General features: G+C 71.1%; 2 protein-coding genes and 1 pseudogene. All 3 read left to right on the forward strand.

Going from position 1 to position 1,472, the window contains the following annotated elements; genetic code table 11:
• Positions 1–299 (forward strand): ADP-dependent NAD(P)H-hydrate dehydratase (locus tag R6V09_RS53025; RefSeq protein ID WP_317888540.1); only part of this gene is annotated, 299 nt, incomplete at its 5' end.
• Between the two features lie 98 nt (positions 300–397).
• Positions 398–1,297, forward strand: a complete 900-nt coding sequence (locus tag R6V09_RS53030; RefSeq protein WP_317888541.1) for a L,D-transpeptidase family protein — start codon at positions 398–400, stop codon at positions 1,295–1,297.
• A 46-nt stretch (positions 1,298–1,343) separates the two neighbouring features.
• Positions 1,344–1,472, forward strand: a pseudogene (locus R6V09_RS53035) (alanine racemase); the annotation flags it as partial.

Consider the following 1,472-nt stretch of genomic DNA (forward strand, 5'->3'; position numbering starts at 1 on the left):
TGCGGTACGGGGCGACCGTGCTCCTGAAGGGCTCGACGACGCTGGTCGCCGACTCCGGGGGCGGGGCGGTGCGGGTCAATCCGACGGGTACCGGATGGCTGGCCACGGCGGGCAGCGGGGACGTGCTGTCGGGGCTCGCGGGCTCGTTGCTGGCGGCGGGGCTGCCGGCGTTCGACGCGGGCAGCGTGGGCGCGTATCTGCACGGTCTTGCGGGGCGGCTGGCGGCGGACGGGGCGCCGGTGGGGGCGCACGACGTGGCGGAGGCGGTGCGGACGGCGTGGCGGGACGTGTGTGACTGAAGACGCCGGACGGGCCGGTACACCGAACGCTCGTCAATAAGGGTGATGCCTCCGCGCGGCACCCGCCCGCTGTCGTACCGTCGCGTTTCTCTGATCGCATGATCAGTACACGAATCGCGCACAGAAGTATCGCGGTGCTGCTCACCGCGGTGATCGCCCTCCCTATTGGGACCGGGACCGCCTGGGCCGACGACCCGGTGCCGGCGGCGGCCGGGCCCGGCGAGACCGAGCTCGTGCCGGGGGTGCCCCCGGGGCCGTATCAGCCCTGGCAGATCGACACGCCCGATCAGGCCCTCGTGCCGAAGGTGTACACGCCGACCGCCGAGGAGGACAGGGTCGAGCCGAGGGACGCGGCGGCGGGGACGTACGCGCTCGTCGAGTACGTGCCGATCGGGGACGCCGTCGCGAAGGTGTCCTGCAGCAAGCAGACCGGGCCGTACCAGCGGGGCGTGGAGCGGTGGTTGAGGCTGAAGGTGGACGGCAGGCAGTCGGCCGCCGACTGCAAGGCGATCAAGGCCTTCCAGAAGAAGCAGGGCATCAAGCCCGCGATCGGCTTCGCCGGACCTGTGACCTGGGCGCGCATGCAACTCCTCGCCGCGAAGAAGAACCCGAACGCGGCCCGGAAGTGCCCCGTCCGCTCGTACCGCGTCGCCTGTGTCGATCTCGACCGGCAGCTCACCTGGGTGCAGAAGGGCAAGAAGGTCGTCTTCGGGCCGGTGCCGATGCGCAGCGGGCGCACCGGACACGTCACCCGGGGCGGCTGGCACAAGATCTACTGGAAGCACAAGAACCACTGGTCGACGCTCTACAACAGCCCCATGCCGTATGCCCAGTTCTTCGACGGCGGCATCGCCTTCCACGCCGTCTACGGCAGCATCTACACCACCACCGGCTCCTGGGGCTGCGTCAACCTCCGGCTGGCCGACGCCCGCAAGTTGTGGAGCGTCCTCAAGAAGGGCGACCGCGTCTACGTGTGGGGTCACCGGCCCGGGAACTAGGCGGGCCTGCGGGCTTGTCAGTCCCCTCTGAGAGACTGGGGGCGTCATGAACGAGACAGCACCTGCGCCGACCGCGCCCCTGCGCGCCCGCGCCGAGATCGATCTGGGCGCCCTGCGGGCCAATGTGCGGACCCTGCGTGCCCTCGCGCCGGGCGCCGCCCTCATGGCCGTCGTG

The organism is Streptomyces sp. W16 (genome assembly GCF_033194735.1).
In the GTDB taxonomy this organism is placed as follows: domain Bacteria; phylum Actinomycetota; class Actinomycetes; order Streptomycetales; family Streptomycetaceae; genus Streptomyces.

Coding starts and splice junctions, on each gene's coding strand:
- R6V09_RS53030 (WP_317888541.1), top strand. CDS start 398: ATGATCAGTACACGAATCGCGCACAGAAGTATCGCGGTGCTGCTCACC.